Source organism: Amphritea atlantica (assembly GCF_900111095.1).
Lineage (GTDB): Bacteria > Pseudomonadota > Gammaproteobacteria > Pseudomonadales > Balneatricaceae > Amphritea > Amphritea atlantica.
Genome location: NZ_FOGB01000021.1, coordinates 1 through 12,278 on the forward strand (window position 1 = coordinate 1; position 12,278 = coordinate 12,278).

The 12,278-nt window shown below is 50.9% G+C and carries 14 protein-coding genes and 1 other RNA gene; 10 read left to right on the forward strand and 5 right to left on the reverse strand.

What is annotated here, in order from left to right; genetic code table 11:
* Window positions 1-177: helix-turn-helix domain-containing protein (locus tag BMY09_RS22560; RefSeq protein ID WP_139203232.1), on the reverse strand; the 177-nt coding region annotated here is incomplete at its 3' end.
* Between the two features lie 373 nt (window positions 178-550).
* On the opposite strand from BMY09_RS22560, the gene zapE reads away from it, so the two are divergent.
* The 8 genes from zapE to BMY09_RS20835 all read left to right on the forward strand — a co-directional run bounded on the left by zapE (window position 551) and on the right by BMY09_RS20835 (window position 7,034).
* Complete coding sequence (gene zapE / locus BMY09_RS20800) at window positions 551-1,660, forward strand: cell division protein ZapE (RefSeq protein WP_091362062.1); 1,110 nt, start codon at window positions 551-553, stop codon at window positions 1,658-1,660.
* Window positions 1,661-2,111: 451 nt separating this feature from the next.
* A complete protein-coding gene (gene rplM, locus BMY09_RS20805) occupies window positions 2,112-2,540 on the forward strand; it encodes a 50S ribosomal protein L13 (protein WP_091362065.1) in 429 nt (142 codons plus the stop codon).
* 13 nt (window positions 2,541-2,553) lie between these two features.
* On the forward strand, window positions 2,554-2,946 hold the full coding sequence (gene rpsI / locus BMY09_RS20810; RefSeq protein WP_091362066.1) for a 30S ribosomal protein S9: 393 nt from the start codon (window positions 2,554-2,556) through the stop codon (window positions 2,944-2,946).
* Window positions 2,947-3,237: 291 nt separating this feature from the next.
* Window positions 3,238-3,834, forward strand: coding sequence for a ubiquinol-cytochrome c reductase iron-sulfur subunit (petA, locus tag BMY09_RS20815; RefSeq protein WP_091362068.1), 597 nt, complete (start codon window positions 3,238-3,240; stop codon window positions 3,832-3,834).
* Entirely contained in the window at window positions 3,834-5,081 is a 1,248-nt protein-coding gene (locus tag BMY09_RS20820) for a cytochrome b (protein WP_091362069.1), read from the forward strand. Before petA ends, BMY09_RS20820 begins: the two co-directional genes overlap by 1 nt.
* On the forward strand, window positions 5,081-5,842 hold the full coding sequence (locus BMY09_RS20825; protein ID WP_091362071.1) for a cytochrome c1: 762 nt from the start codon (window positions 5,081-5,083) through the stop codon (window positions 5,840-5,842). The genes BMY09_RS20820 and BMY09_RS20825 overlap by 1 nt, the downstream gene beginning before the upstream one ends.
* 90 nt (window positions 5,843-5,932) lie before the next feature.
* Window positions 5,933-6,562 (forward strand): stringent starvation protein SspA, encoded by a 630-nt coding sequence (sspA, locus tag BMY09_RS20830; RefSeq protein WP_091362072.1) that lies wholly within the window; start codon window positions 5,933-5,935, stop codon window positions 6,560-6,562.
* 64 nt (window positions 6,563-6,626) lie between these two features.
* A complete protein-coding gene (locus BMY09_RS20835) occupies window positions 6,627-7,034 on the forward strand; it encodes a ClpXP protease specificity-enhancing factor (protein ID WP_091362074.1) in 408 nt (135 codons plus the stop codon).
* 478 nt (window positions 7,035-7,512) lie between these two features.
* Here the strand turns inward: BMY09_RS20835 and BMY09_RS20840 are convergent, their stop codons facing one another.
* Genes BMY09_RS20840 through BMY09_RS20855 form a run of 4 tightly spaced genes read right to left on the reverse strand, consistent with a single transcriptional unit; the run spans window position 7,513 to window position 10,904 of the window.
* Complete coding sequence (locus tag BMY09_RS20840) at window positions 7,513-8,079, reverse strand: BON domain-containing protein (protein WP_091362076.1); 567 nt, start codon at window positions 8,077-8,079, stop codon at window positions 7,513-7,515.
* 3 nt (window positions 8,080-8,082) lie between these two features.
* Window positions 8,083-8,673, reverse strand: coding sequence for an SIS domain-containing protein (locus BMY09_RS20845; RefSeq protein ID WP_091362077.1), 591 nt, complete (start codon window positions 8,671-8,673; stop codon window positions 8,083-8,085).
* 11 nt (window positions 8,674-8,684) lie between these two features.
* The gene (locus BMY09_RS20850; RefSeq protein WP_091362078.1) at window positions 8,685-9,068 is read right to left on the reverse strand and encodes a YraN family protein; all 384 of its coding nucleotides are present in this window, start codon (window positions 9,066-9,068) and stop codon (window positions 8,685-8,687) included.
* Between the two features lie 12 nt (window positions 9,069-9,080).
* Window positions 9,081-10,904 carry a penicillin-binding protein activator gene (locus BMY09_RS20855; RefSeq protein WP_091362079.1) on the reverse strand — a complete coding sequence of 608 codons (1,824 nt, stop codon included), beginning with the start codon at window positions 10,902-10,904 and terminating at the stop codon, window positions 9,081-9,083.
* A gap of 40 nt (window positions 10,905-10,944) precedes the next feature.
* Between BMY09_RS20855 and rsmI the strand changes: the two genes are divergently transcribed.
* Both rsmI and rnpB read left to right on the forward strand, forming a co-directional pair.
* Window positions 10,945-11,781: a 16S rRNA (cytidine(1402)-2'-O)-methyltransferase gene (gene rsmI, locus BMY09_RS20860; protein ID WP_091362080.1), complete on the forward strand. Its 837-nt coding sequence runs from the start codon at window positions 10,945-10,947 to the stop codon at window positions 11,779-11,781.
* A 61-nt stretch (window positions 11,782-11,842) separates the two neighbouring features.
* An RNA gene (rnpB, locus tag BMY09_RS20865) (RNase P RNA component class A) lies at window positions 11,843-12,200 on the forward strand.
* Window positions 12,201-12,278 lie beyond the last annotated feature (78 nt).

Below are 12,278 nucleotides of genomic sequence, written 5' to 3' on the forward strand. Positions count from 1 at the left end.
TTTACGATCTCGAAGTCCATTGAGGCCTTCTTGATGATAGCGCCTGATCCAGCGATAGATCAGGCTTTTAGATACCTCGAAAAAGTCAGCCAGGTCGGAGACGGGCACATCTTCTTCAAGATGTTTTTTGACAATTAAAACTCGACTATGGAGGCTAGATTTTGCATTCTTGTGCATGGTTGTTCACTCCTCTGTTTAAAGGGCTATTGATTTCGCAACCAACAGCTTCCTATACAACCGAGTTGTGAACAACCTCTCTGAATTTCACAGCTAGTCCGATCTTTTCATTTGTCTGAACGCAGCCTTCGATTGCTTGTCCGTGATTCAGAGAGCACCAGTGAGCAATAACAAATTAAATATCTTCCCTTAGTGTTCTCGGCGGTGAAAAGTGCTTTATGCTCTTCCTGACCTCGGAGAAACGTAGCGTTCGGACCGCGGACCCCGGCTCTTATCCCTTTGTTGCGTTGCAAAACCCGTGGGCTGGGAGTAAAGTGCCCAACCTTCTTTTACCTCTTTAAATCAGAACTAGTTTGAATGGTACGGTTTCGGTATGACCCCTATTGATCGTTATAAAAAAGATCTTGAACGTGAAGATTTCTCCTATGATGCGGCTCAGGAGCTGGCGGTAAAGCATCTGCAGCGTCTTTATGATGATCTGGTGGCTAAGCAGGTTCAGCCAAAACCTAAGGGGTTGATGGGGCGGCTATCCACTAAGCTGAAAAAAACGCAGGTTGAGCCGGTAAAGGGATTATATTTCTGGGGCGGCGTCGGGCGGGGTAAAACCTATCTGATGGATACCTTTTATGACAGTCTGCCGTTTGAAAATAAAGAGCGGACCCATTTTCACCGTTTTATGCAGCGGGTGCATAAAGAGCTGAAGCTGCTGGATGGCACATCCAACCCGCTGGTGGCCATCGGTAAGAAGTATGCCAGTGAGTTTCAGATTATCTGTTTCGATGAGTTCTTTGTTACTGATATTACCGATGCAATGATTCTCGGTGGTCTGCTGGAAGAGTTGTTTAAAAACGGAGTGTCGCTGGTGGCCACTTCGAATATCGTGCCTGACGGGCTGTACGAGAACGGCCTGCAACGAGCGCGTTTTCTGCCAGCAATCGATATGCTGAATAAGTATACCGAGGTGGTGAATGTTGATAGTGGTGTTGATTACCGTCTGCGTACTCTGGAACAGGCTGAACTCTACCACTATCCGCTTGATGCGGCTGCCGATCTGAGTCTGAACTCAAGCTTTGAGAGTCTGGCACCGGACCTTCAGGAGGTAGTGGAAGGTTGCACTCTGGAGATCAATGGTCGCGGTATCAAAGCGCGTCGCTGTTGTGAGGATGTGGTCTGGTTTGATTTTAAGGAGTTGTGTGAAGGGCCGCGCAGTCAGAATGACTATATCGAGCTGGGTAAGATCTTCCATGCGGTGCTGATCAGTAATGTGCCTCAACTGGGGCGTACAAACGATGATGCCGCCCGCCGTTTCGTCAATCTGGTGGATGAGTTTTATGACAGTGGGGTCAAGCTGATTCTCTCGGCGGAAAAATCGATCCATGAAATCTACAGCGAAGGCCGGCTGGAGTTTGAAATACAGCGTACTCAGAGTCGACTGCTAGAGATGCAATCTCACGAATATCTGGCGAAAGAGCATCGGGCTTAAGAGCAGTTGTCAGACGCGGCTTCGCCGCTTGCTGGGGGTTAGACGTTGCTGCGCGACTTGCTAGAAAAGAACATTACCTGTAAAGGCTTGTTTTGTGTGTCATTGAAGGCCGCAGTTGTGTTTGGGCTTTTCAGTTAAGTGCGACGGGAAGGCCTGTAGTGTGCTGATGTTGCTCCCAAGTGAAATTTCAGGTTTTGTTTTTTCTTTTTCTACATCTAGCAAGCAAAGCGGAGCTTTGCGTCTAGCAAGCGACGTAGTCGCGTTCTAACAACTAACAACTGTTTTTTTATTGGCATCTTTTTTAACTTGCAGTATAATCCGCGCTCCTTCGGATAGGTCCGGGGATTTTTGACGTTGTGAACTGCGGTTTGCAACCAATAATTATAAGGTCGTCGATCATCGTTAACGTATTGTTATAGCGGGATCAGACTGATGTATAGGTAAATTTATCATGACTACATTTAGCGCCAAGCCTGCAGAGGTTAAACGCGACTGGTATGTTATCGACGCTGAGGGTAAAACTCTGGGTCGTATGGCTACTGAAATCGCTCGTCGCCTGCGTGGCAAGCATAAAGCAGAATACACTCCTCACGTTGATACTGGTGATTACATCATCGTTATCAATGCTGAAAAAGTTAACGTAACCGGTAATAAGCGTAAGGACAAAATGTACTATCGCCACACTGGTTACCCAGGTGGTCTGCGTGAAACTTCTTTCGAGAAGATGGTTGAAACTCATCCAACACGCACCATCGAACTGGCCGTTAAAGGTATGCTACCTAAAGGTCCCCTGGGTCGTGCTATGTACACTAAGATGAAAGTGTACGCTGGTGCAGAACATCCGCATGCGGCTCAACAGCCACAAGAACTGAACGTCTAAGGGGCAGGTCAATATGTCTTCAACTCAGTATTACGGCACAGGCCGTCGTAAGTCCTCAACTGCACGCGTATTCCTGCGTCCAGGTACAGGTAAAATTACCGTTAACCAGCGTGAACTTGATGTTTACTTCGGTCGCGAAACTGCTCGCATGATCGTTCGTCAGCCTCTGGAGCTGACAGGTAACACTGAAAAGTTTGATGTTTACATTACCGTTAAAGGCGGTGGTGGCTTCGGTCAGGCTGGTGCGATCCGTCACGGTATTACCCGTGCGCTGATGGAATATGATGAAACTCTGCGTTCAGAACTGCGTGCCGCTGGTTTTGTTACCCGCGATGCACGTGAAGTTGAACGTAAGAAAGTGGGTCTGCGTAAAGCACGTAAGAAGCCACAGTTCTCCAAGCGTTAATTCGCTGCGATACAATATCTGTATCGCCCAGAGAAACGCCCGTGCCAGAAATGGTCCGGGCGTTTTTTTTGCTTTCCTTTGTGCTGCTGCGGGATGAGGTCAAGAGTCAGTCGACTATAGGCGTAAAAAGGCGGTTTTGGCTGGAATTAGCCTTGTAAGAAGGGGTGAATTTCATTACTATTTGTGCCATTTTAAAAATCCGTTAATTCGGTATTCATTACTGAGCAACCGGAAAATTGTTGCGCTGCAATAGCGCAGGGGTCAAAGGTTGAGTGAGGGGAGATAATCTTAATGAGTAATGACGGCGTGAATAAGGGGCGGCGACGTCTCCTGATCGGTGCCACCTCTGCTGTTGGGGCAGTGGGTGCCGTAGGAGCTGCAGTTCCGTTCGTGGCTTCATGGAATCCGAGTGCAAAGGCGAAAACCGCTGGCGCTCCGGTTAAAGCTGATATCAGCAAGCTGGAAGATGGTCAGCAGATGATCGTCAAGTGGCGCGGCAAGCCAGTATGGATTGTCCGTCGTGGTCCGGAAGCCCTGGCTAACCTGGCTAAGCTGGATGACAAACTGGCTGATCCTAAGTCAGAAGTGCCACAGCAGCCTGACTATATACCACACACCGATGCTCGTGCTTTGCGCGATGATATCGCTGTCATGGTTGGTATCTGTACCCATCTGGGGTGTTCTCCGACTTACCGTCCTGAAATTGCGCCGGAAGATCTGGGTGAAGACTGGGTTGGTGGTTTCTACTGCCCATGTCACGGTTCCCGTTTTGACCTGTCTGGTCGTGTAATGAAGGGTGTTCCGGCACCTAAGAACCTGGTGATTCCGCCTCATTATTATGAGAGCGACAATGTGATCATCGTTGGTGTGGATCAGGAGACTGCATAATGGCTGGCGCACGTAATAAAGGAAATCCAGGCTTCATGGGCTGGATCGATGATCGTTTCCCGCTGACGGCGATGTGGGATGATCACTTAGCAAAATACTATGCTCCGAAGAACTTTAACTTCTGGTATTTCTTCGGTTCACTGGCACTGTTGGTTCTGGTTAACCAACTGCTGACCGGTATCTGGCTGACAATGAGCTATAACCCAACCGCAGAGGGCGCTTTTGCTTCTGTTGAATATATTATGCGGGATGTGGATTACGGCTGGTTGCTGCGCTATATGCACTCTACCGGTGCATCTGCATTCTTTGCGGTTGTTTACCTGCATATGTTCCGTGGTCTGCTGTACGGTTCTTACCGTAAGCCACGCGAGCTGGTATGGATCTTCGGTATGACGATCTATCTGGCGCTGATGGCTGAAGCCTTCATGGGCTACCTGCTGCCATGGGGACAGATGTCTTACTGGGGGGCTCAGGTAATCGTATCTCTGTTCTCTGCAGTACCTGTTATTGGCCCTGATCTGGCTGAGTGGATTCGTGGTGACTACCTGATTTCTGGTATTACCCTGAACCGTTTCTTCTCGCTGCACGTTGTGGCACTGCCAATCGTCCTGTTGGGGCTGGTTGTCATGCACATTATTGCGCTGCACGAAGTGGGTTCTAATAACCCGGATGGTATCGAAATTAAAGAGAAGAAAGATGAGAACGGCGTGCCGCTGGACGGTATCCCATTCCACCCTTACTACACCGTTAAAGATATTGTCGGTGTTGTGGTCTTCCTGTTCGTATTCTGCCTGATCATCTTCTTCTTCCCGGAGATGGGCGGCTACTTTATCGAACAGCCTAACTTTGAGCCTGCTAACCCGCTGAAGACTCCGCCGCACATTGCGCCGGTATGGTACTTCACGCCGTTTTACGCCATGTTGCGTGCGATTCCGCCAATTGCGGCATCTCAGTTCCCGGGCGTTGTGGTGATGGGTGGTGCGATTGCTATCCTGTTTGTTCTGCCATGGCTGGATCGTAGTCCGGTTAAATCCATGCGTTACAAAGGCTGGATTAGCAAGGTGATGCTGGTTATCTTTGCGATCAGCTTCGTGATTCTGGGTTATCTGGGGGTTGTTCCTTCTTCTCCGGGCCGTACTCTGGTCGCGCAGATCTGTACTGCACTGTATTTCGCATACTTCTTCCTGATGCCGTTCTACACCAGAATGGAAAGCACTAAACCGGTACCGGAAAGGGTGACAGGCTAATGAAAAAGTTTTTTATCGCAATCATGTTGGTACTGGTGCCTGTAGTTGCCAGTGCGAATACCGGTGGGGTTCACCTGGACAAGATGTCTCCAGACCCAACCAATAAAGAGTCACTGCAGCGTGGTATGAAGACCTTTGTCAACTACTGCATGGGTTGTCACTCTGCTAACTATCAGCGTTATGAGCGTGCAGCAACCGATCTGGGTATTCCAAATGAGCTGGTTCAGCAGAACCTGATCTTTGGTGACTCTAAGGTCGGTGAGCAGATGACTATCGCTATGCCAAAGGCTGATGCAGCTGCCTGGTTTGGTAACCCGCCACCAGATCTGACGCTGGAAACGCGTCTGCGTGGTGAGGATTGGGTTTATACCTATCTGCGTAGCTTCTACAAGGATCCTGCGCGTCCCTGGGGTGTCAACAACGTTGTCTTCCCGGATGTAGGTATGCCGAACATTCTTGAGGGCCTTCAGGGGCTGCAGGTAAATCACTGCACTAAAGAGGAGATGGCTCATCACGAGAAGACTATCGATCCTCTGACCGGACTGGAGATGGGTGGTTGTCTGAGCGTAGCTGAGAAGGGCTCCCTTTCTGAAGAAGAGTTCGACAAAACGATCTATGATCTGGTGAACTTCATGTCTTATATGGGTAACCCTGTTAAGCTGGAGTCACAGGCAATTGGTTATAAAGTACTGATCTTCCTGTTTATCTTCTTCTTCTTTGCTTACGCGCTGAAGAAAGAATACTGGAAAGACGTGCACTAAACGTCTGCTGGTCAGTAATACCGATACGCGGTCCAATAAAGTTGGTCCGCGTATATTTTTTTTATGCAACATGTGAAACGGGGTGATTTAATGGGTGTAGTGGCCAAGCGTTCTTCTATGACTTTTTACTCCGATGGTAATGATCATTACAGCCATCGGGTACGTATCGTTCTGGCAGAAAAAGGTGTTGCAGTTGAGATAAATGATTGTGATCCTAACAATTTGCCTGAGGATCTGGCGTCACTGAATCCGTACAATAACCTGCCGACCCTTCTGGATCGTGAGCTGGTATTGTATGAGCCAAATGTGATGATGGAATATCTGGATGAGCGTTTTCCTCATCCACCGCTGCTGCCTGTTTATCCTGTTGCACGTGCTGAAAGTCGTCTGTATATGTACCGTATTCAGCGCGACTGGTGCTCGCTGGCGGATGTCATTCTGACCGCTGATGATGCAGATGAAGCGGATGAAGCCCGTAAAGCGCTGCGTGATAGCCTGGTTGCTGTGTCGCCTATCTTTGGTGAAAAAGACTACTTCATGAGCGAAGAGTTTACTCTGGTAGACTGCTGTATCGCTCCATTGCTGTGGCGTCTGGAAGTTCTCGGTGTTGAGTTGCCGGAAGCGCAGTGTAAAGATCTGATTAAGTATATGAATCGCCTGTTCGAGCGCGAGGCATTCCAGATCAGTCTGTCCGAAGAAGAGCGCGAAATGCGCGACTGATTTTCGGTCGCAAATAATGACTAAAGGATGAGTTGTTACTCATCCTTTTTTTTGGGAGTGTGAAATGCAATCAAGTCGTGGATATCTTCTTCGTGCGTTGAATGAGTGGATTCTGGATAGTGGCTGGACGCCGCATCTGGTGGTTGATGCTGAGATTCAGGGGGTGATGGTTCCTCAGCAGTTTATCAGTGATGGTCAGATCGTTCTCAATATCGCTCCCAGCGCTGTGCAAGGGTTGTTGATTGAGAACGATGCCGTCAGTTTCAATGCCCGTTTTGGCGGAGTACCCATGAATGTGTTTGCCCCGATGGCCGCGGTTATGGCGATCTATGCCCGTGAAAACGGACAGGGGATGGGGTTTGGTGCCGAGCCAGGCGTAGAGGCCCTGCACAACAATGAGCCTGATAATGATCCTACACCGCCGGAATCACCTACGCCGAATAAGCGGCCTTCGTTGAAGGTGGTTAAGTAAGAGTCGAGGTTTGATGTCCGAACGCTGCGCTTGTTTATCGCCCCGGGTACCCAGAGGGTATGCTAACGGGGCTCCTGCGGAGTGTGATGTGTTGTAGGAGCCCCGTCCCGGGGCGATAAGATTTTAAAGAAGAGCTTTTACCACAGAGGACACAGAGATCCACAGAGAAGCTTTTTAAATAAATTTACCCTGTGCTCTTAGCAGCCGGGTACCAGCAGCAATGTTTTTATCGCCCCAGGATGGGGCTCCTACGAGGTGGAATGTATTGTAGGAGTGGCTTCCAGCCGCGATAGATTTTATCGCCCCGGATACCCAGAGGGCATGCTAGCGTCGCTCCCACGTGTGTTGCTGTTGCATATTGCTATTGTGGGAGGCGCGCCCTCGCGGCGATTATTGAAACTGGTGTCATCTGATAGTTTCATCGCCCCGGGTACCCAGAGGGCATGCTAGCGGGGCTCTTACAAGAGGGCATCAGCCCTTAATCGATATACTCAAAGATCTTAACGATCTTTTGAATGCCATTGACGCCGCGCACGATCCTGATTGCATTATCTGCCTGGGCGCGGGTTACCAGGCCCATCAGATAGACGACGCCGTTTTCGGTGACAACCTTGATCTGGGTGGCATCAACCTGTTTGTCGCCGATCATATTGGCTTTGATCTTGGCGGTAATCCAGACATCGCTGGCGCGGGTCAGGGTTGAAGTGGGGCTGGTGACGGTCAGTTCATTGTGGATGCGGCGGATTTTGCGCACCTGGCTGACTATCTGCTCGGCTTCCATACGGCTTTCTTCGGTAGCAACCTGTCCGGTAAGCAGAACGATGCCGTTAAAACTGGTAACGTTGACATGACTGCTGCTGAGCTCTACTGAGCCTTTGCTGATATTGACGTTGGATTTAATCTCAATCAGTTCATCATCGACAAAACTGCCGGTGGTACGGTCGGTGGGATCCTCTTTTATGGGTTCCTCTTTTAAGCTGCTGACAACCGTAGAGCAGCCGCTGCTTAGAAGGCCTGCCAGGATCAGTATCGCTATCCGTTTCATCAATTATTCTCCGCCAAAAAGTTGATAATCTATCAGGTCGCACAGGGCATGCAGGATGAGTGTCTGGGCGCCGAATATAAGCGCCGGGTCATCTGCAGGGACGCAAAATTCGACCTCGTCCGGGAGTAATAGAGAGTGAATGCTGTTATTAGTTCCCCCGGTCAGAGCAATGACCAGCATATCACGATCATGGGCCGCCTGAATGGCCTGTACCAGATTGGCTGCCCGACCGTCGTTTGACAGGATCAATAGCAGATCGCCAGGCTGGCCGAGCGCGCGGATCTGCTTTGAGAAGATCTCATTAAACTGGCCATCGTGTGCGATGCCGGTCAGCGCTGAACCGTCGGCACTGAGGGAGATGGCTGGCAATCCCGGGCGCTCGTGACGAAACTGGTTCATCAGCAGGCTGCTGAAGTGTTGCGATAGTGCAGCGCTGCCGCCATTGCCGCAGCAGAGGATCTTATTTTCAGACATCAGACAGCTGAGCAACAGCTCTCCGGCATGAGAGATCAGTGGTGTGTATTCTTCGATGGTTTGGGCATTAACCTCCATGCTGTGATGGAACAGGCTAATAACTCGGTCTTGAAGTACCATCGGTGCTCCTGTCAGAAAGTGGCTTCAGGTCTGAAGGCGTCTTTATACCATATGGGGCAGGAATCTCCACTCCCGTTATCCCGATTCGCTTCAAATGCTATCACATCAAAGCGGCATACAGGCAGGTTACCGCTTTTCTGCTGGCTGAGATAGTAACTGGCTGTTTTTATTAATTTCTTCTGTTTGTGATAATCAACAGAGAGACCGGCGCCGCCCCAGTTGCTGTGACGCCGGCTGCGAACCTCAACAAATACCAGTTGTTTACGGTCTCGCATAATGAGATCGATCTCGCCGAAGCGGCATTGGTAGTTTCTGTTGATCAGCTTCAGGCCGTTTTTCCTGAGAAAGTCGAGTGCTCTTTGTTCGGCGTCCCTGCCGATCTGTTGTCTGTCCATTGCTAACTCTGTTTAGTTGCTTTCGTTTATCGGCTGCGCGATGCCCTGCTGAAAGGTGACCCAGTTCAGGGTGCGTACAATCTGATTGTTTGCGCCTATGGAAAGTGTTCCGGTTTCGCCCTCAATGATGGCGGATGGTGATGCCGACAGTTGAGCCAGGTAGGGGAACAGGTTAAACGCGTCAATGCCCAGGGCGTAGAGGCGACCAAAGCGGCTGTTGGTGTTGTCTCGCAGCTGTGCCAGCTGTAGGTGGGCTGAGGAAGGAGGCGCGCTTAGCCAGGGGGTTGCGACAAAACGGATGCCGTTCAGATCCTGATCTTCAATGGGGGACTCTGCTCCTGAGTAGATCTGAGAGGTGGCATAAACGGGTATGTTGCCAGCGTAATGAAATGCCAGGGTGGGTTTGATCTGTCGCGCGGATTGCGGCAGTGCTGACAGGAATATGGCATCGACATCCTGACGTCTGCGACTCTCAAACTCAGGGCGTTCTCCGATGATTCGGGTTAGCTGGTTATCCCGTTCGATGCTTTTTTCCGTACCCAGCAGTGTTGCAATCTGCTCTGAATAGTTGGCATTGTTGCCGTAGGTGTAGCTATCAAGGATGGTGCCGCCCAGAGCCATAAACTGCTGTTTGAAAGCGATGGCGGAGCGTTCGCCCCAGTCGGTATCGGGGGTGTAGATCAGTACCTGTTTTTTCTGGTCCTGCCAGGCCTGGTTGGCAGCCTGAATGGCTTCATCTTCAATGGCAAGGCCGAACTGATATACATTGGCTTGCTGGCTGCCTGGCACGGTGTTCAGTGTCAGTGTCGGGATGGGGGCTGGGCCGTAATTGAGCAGGCTTTCAACCATCTCTTTTTCCAGTGGGCCGATAATCAGGTCGACTCCTTTCTCTGCTGCTACCAGGTAAAGTTGTTCAGGGGAGGTGATTCTGGTGGAATCGAGCAGGGTGATTCTGGCGTGGGTTCTGCCAGCTTTTACCGCATTGTAGTAGGCGGTCATAAACCCTGTGGAGATCGCTTCAGCCGGCTTTTCCAGGCTACCACTCATGGGCAGATAGAGGGCAATATGCTCGGCGCTGAGGGTGTCAGCCGCGGTGACCGCCTGAAGCGCTTCTGGTGGTGTCTGCTGGGCCGGATGTGATTGCCACAGAATCTCCCATTGCTGCATCTGTTTGTTCTGCTGGCTCAGATCCTGCGCGTTCATGGCGCTCAGGGCAAGTTCATACCAACCCTGTTGATAATAGCTGTTGTCTGGACGCTGGCTCAGTTGTTTGAGTTGCTCTGTTGGTATCTGGGTAAGCAGGGTCCAGATCCGGTTATGCAGGGCCTGGGCTTTATCTGCGGGACTGTAGCTGCTCAGCTGTATCAGTTGCTGAAGTTCGCTGAGGGTGTTTTGCTGATAATGGTAAGCGTCAGCCTGCATCTCGCCTATCTGATATTGCTGTTCAGGAGGCAGGTTTCTGGTGGTTTCGGGAGGTAGTTGTTGCAAATAACGCAGCGCGCTCTGGCCATCCTGCTGCGCCAGTGCTGTGCGGGCTTTCAGTTCAGATATCTCGAACTGCAGGGCGGGTGTCAGGATCGACATGTCGATCTCATCCAGCAGACGAGAAGCCTCCTCCTGCCGCTCCTGCATGATAAGAATACGGGCGGCCTCCGCCTTGAGCTGGGCACTTTTTACCGGAGCGGCTGTTTCCGCTTGCTGGATCAGTTCTGCAACCTGCTGCATCGGGTCGCCCGATATCTGTGTTGTAATATTGCCCTGTTGGGAACCGCAGCCGTGCAGAAAAAGTACCATGCTGGCGGTCAGTACCAGAGACAGGCGGCTTGGAAACGTCATATACTTTCACATCCTGAATTAATAAATGGCTCGAATACCGATGTCCGAAGCAGTTTTGTATGTAGTCGCAACGCCGATTGGCAATTTAGAAGATATGACGCCGCGCGCGCTCCGTATACTGGAGTCGGTTGCATTAATTGCGGCTGAAGATACCCGCCATAGTGGTCGTTTGCTGTCACATTTTAATATCAAAACGCCGATGATAGCAGTTCATGACCATAATGAACGCCAGCAGCAGCAAAAAATTATTGAAAAGTTGCAGCAGGGGAGTGATATCGCGCTGATTTCTGATGCGGGGACGCCGCTGATATCAGATCCCGGCTTTATTCTGGTACGTGAGGTCCGGGCTGCTGGATTCAGTGTTGTGCCGCTGCCGGGGTGTTGTGCCCTGATTGCGGCGTTGTGTGCCTCAGGTGTGCCGTCTGACCGTTTTATTTTTGAGGGCTTTCCGCCAGCTAAGTCTCAGCAGCGGCTGAATTTTTTTACTGCACTGGCGGGCGAGAACCGGACCCTGGTGTTTTACGAGTCGCCCCATCGGATTGTGGATAGCCTGGCGGATATCGTGGCAGCTTTTGGGGCCGGTCGTCCTGTGGTGATCGCCAGGGAGCTGACGAAGACGTTTGAAACCTTTATCAACGGCTCTGCGGCTGAGGTTCTGGCGCAGGTAGAGGCCGATCCGAATCAGCGAAAAGGAGAGTTTGTGGTCATGGTGGAGGGGGCACCGCAACAGGATGCGGGTCTGCTTGATCCCCGTAGTAGTGAGGTGCTTGATATCCTGTTGGAAGAGCTTTCTGTTAAGCAGGCCAGTGCGCTGGCGGCCAGAATCACGGGGATTAAAAAGAAAGTGATCTACCAGGCTGCGCTGGATCGAAAATAATACTCTCCGGGGTTATGGTTCTGCTTGCTTATGGCGGCCTTGCTGGTATCCTGTGCGCCGTAGAGTTCGCCAGACAATCGCTGCTCCCGTATGGGAGGGGAGGAAAGTCCGGGCTCCATAGGGCAGGGTGCCAGGTAATGCCTGGGGGGCGTAAGCCTACGGCTAGTGCAGCAGAGAGAAGACCGCCTACGTTTCCTGTTTACAGGAAGCCGGTAAGGGTGAAAGGGTGCGGTAAGAGCGCACCGCGTACGTGGTAACACGTTACGGCAAGGTAAACCCCACCTGGAGCAAGACCAAATAGGAATCCTTAAGGCATGGCCCATGCTGGATTCGGGTAGGTCGCTTGAGACCTGTGGCGACGCAGGTCCTAGATGAATGATTGTCCACGACAAAACCCGGCTTATCGGCGAACTCTACAATCTTTAATAAAAGCTCAGGACTTATCGGTGAGCTTTGCATGTTTTTCATATGATGAATGATTGTCCACGACAACTCTC

What these genes read in the sequence shown, in the direction of transcription:
- zapE (WP_091362062.1), top strand. Translation starts at nt 551, where the DNA reads ATGACCCCTATTGATCGTTATAAAAAAGATCTTGAACGTGAAGATTTC.
- rplM (WP_091362065.1), top strand. Translation starts at nt 2,112, where the DNA reads ATGACTACATTTAGCGCCAAGCCTGCAGAGGTTAAACGCGACTGGTAT.
- rpsI (WP_091362066.1), top strand. Translation starts at nt 2,554, where the DNA reads ATGTCTTCAACTCAGTATTACGGCACAGGCCGTCGTAAGTCCTCAACT.
- petA (WP_091362068.1), top strand. Translation starts at nt 3,238, where the DNA reads ATGAGTAATGACGGCGTGAATAAGGGGCGGCGACGTCTCCTGATCGGT.
- BMY09_RS20820 (WP_091362069.1), top strand. Translation starts at nt 3,834, where the DNA reads ATGGCTGGCGCACGTAATAAAGGAAATCCAGGCTTCATGGGCTGGATC.
- BMY09_RS20825 (WP_091362071.1), top strand. Translation starts at nt 5,081, where the DNA reads ATGAAAAAGTTTTTTATCGCAATCATGTTGGTACTGGTGCCTGTAGTT.
- sspA (WP_091362072.1), top strand. Translation starts at nt 5,933, where the DNA reads ATGGGTGTAGTGGCCAAGCGTTCTTCTATGACTTTTTACTCCGATGGT.
- BMY09_RS20835 (WP_091362074.1), top strand. Translation starts at nt 6,627, where the DNA reads ATGCAATCAAGTCGTGGATATCTTCTTCGTGCGTTGAATGAGTGGATT.
- BMY09_RS20840 (WP_091362076.1), bottom strand. Translation starts at nt 8,079, where the DNA reads ATGAAACGGATAGCGATACTGATCCTGGCAGGCCTTCTAAGCAGCGGC.
- BMY09_RS20845 (WP_091362077.1), bottom strand. Translation starts at nt 8,673, where the DNA reads ATGGTACTTCAAGACCGAGTTATTAGCCTGTTCCATCACAGCATGGAG.
- BMY09_RS20850 (WP_091362078.1), bottom strand. Translation starts at nt 9,068, where the DNA reads ATGGACAGACAACAGATCGGCAGGGACGCCGAACAAAGAGCACTCGAC.
- BMY09_RS20855 (WP_091362079.1), bottom strand. Translation starts at nt 10,904, where the DNA reads ATGACGTTTCCAAGCCGCCTGTCTCTGGTACTGACCGCCAGCATGGTA.
- rsmI (WP_091362080.1), top strand. Translation starts at nt 10,945, where the DNA reads ATGTCCGAAGCAGTTTTGTATGTAGTCGCAACGCCGATTGGCAATTTA.